Consider the following 1,682-nt stretch of genomic DNA (forward strand, 5'->3'; position numbering starts at 1 on the left):
GGTCAGGTTAGGTGGGATTCCAGGGCGTCCAGGGCGGTGGGGATGGAGTCGGCCACGGTGAGGAGGCCGAGGCCGGCGGGTTTGAGGAAGTGCTGGTCGGCGAGCGCGCCGAGCCAGTCCAGCAGAGGCCGGTAGAAACCGTCGGTGTCGATCAGCACCATCGGCTTGGTGTGCAGGGCGAGGGTGGCGGTCGTCCAGACCTCGAACAGCTCGTCGAGGGTGCCCAGCCCGCCGGGCAGGGTGAGGAACGCGTCCGACTTTTCGATCATCAGGGTCTTGCGGCTGGCCATCGAGTCGGTCACCAGCAGCTCGTCCGAGGCCAGGTCGGCGACCTCCAGGTCGACCAGCGCCTGCGGGATGACGCCCAGGGTGCGCCCGCCGGCGGCCCGGGCGCCGTCCGCCAGAGCGCCCATCATGCCGACACAACCGCCACCGCTGACCAGCGTGTGCCCGCGCCGCGCCAGCTCCGCGCCCGTCTCGGCGGCGAGGTCCAGCCAGCGCTGGTCGAGGGTACGGGAGGAGGCGCAGAAGACGCAGATGGCCGCCATCAACGCTCCCGCGGCTGGTCGGCCGCCTGCTCGGCGGCGGCCCGCTGGTCGGCGCCGGTACGCGCGACGGCCTCGTCGCGGACGGCCTCCTGCTCGGCGGAGAGCGCCGCCTCGGACTCGACGATGTGCCGGACCGCCGCGTTGACGTCGTCGGTGAGGCAGATCAGGTCCAGGTCGACCGGCCCGATCTTGCCGTCGGCGGCCATCGTGTCGCGCAGCCAGTCGAGCAGCCCCTGCCAGTAGGCGACCCCCATGAGCACCACCGGGAACCGGGTCACCTTGCCGGTCTGCACCAGGGTGAGGGCCTCGAACAGCTCGTCCATGGTGCCGAAGCCGCCGGGCAGCACGACGAACGCCTGCGCGTACTTGACGAACATGGTCTTGCGGGCGAAGAAGTAGCGGAAGTCGATGGCCAGGTCGACCCAGTCGTTGATGCCCTGCTCGAACGGGAGCTCGATGCCGAGCCCGACGGAGAGCCCACCGGCCTCGGTGGCACCCCGGTTGGCGGCCTCCATCACCCCCGGCCCGCCTCCGGTGATCACCGCGTAGCCGGCCCGGGCCAGTGCGCCGCCCATCTCCTCGGCCAGGCGACACTCCGCGGTGTCCGGTCCGCTGCGCGCGGAGCCGAAGACGCTGACCGCCGGCGGCAGGTCGGCGAGCGTGTCGAAGCCCTCCACGAACTCGGAGAGGATGCGCAGCGCCCGCCAGGCGTCCCTGGTCTTCCAGTCGCCCCGTCCGCGCGAGTCCAACAGTCGCTGATCGGCGGTGCTACTCGGGATCGCCCCCCGGCGCAGCGTGACCGCGCCCCGATGCCGCTCCTGTCCCGGGTCGCGGCCGGCCTCCCGCCCGTTGCTCTGGCTCATGCAGCAACCGTAGTGGTCCGCCGACAGTTGCCGCTGCGGACCGGGGACGCGGAGAAATAGTTCGAGATCTTGGGCAACTATTCGGCTCGCTCGTACGTCTTACTATTCACATACCGGGTATGCCCGGGCGCGCGCCTTCGGGGGAGGAGTCAGCGTGATCAGTAACAACGAGATGCTCCGGATCCGTCGCCAGATGCAGCGACGGATCCGAGACGTGGTGGCCGAGCGCCGCCGTACCCGTCAACTGGATCAACCCCATCCCCTCTCCCCC

At 70.7% G+C, this 1,682-nt stretch carries 2 protein-coding genes; both read right to left on the minus strand.

The window, feature by feature from the left end; genetic code table 11:
- Positions 1-2: 2 nt before the first annotated feature.
- Positions 3-548: an LOG family protein gene (locus DKT68_RS00095; RefSeq protein WP_109815413.1), complete on the minus strand. Its 546-nt coding sequence runs from the start codon at positions 546-548 to the stop codon at positions 3-5.
- A complete protein-coding gene (locus DKT68_RS00100) occupies positions 548-1,411 on the minus strand; it encodes an LOG family protein (RefSeq protein WP_109815414.1) in 864 nt (287 codons plus the stop codon). Before DKT68_RS00100 ends, DKT68_RS00095 begins: the two co-directional genes overlap by 1 nt.
- Between the last annotated feature and the right edge of the window lie 271 nt (positions 1,412-1,682).

Origin of the sequence: Micromonospora acroterricola (assembly GCF_003172955.1) — a bacterium.
Taxonomy (GTDB): domain Bacteria; phylum Actinomycetota; class Actinomycetes; order Mycobacteriales; family Micromonosporaceae; genus Micromonospora; species Micromonospora acroterricola.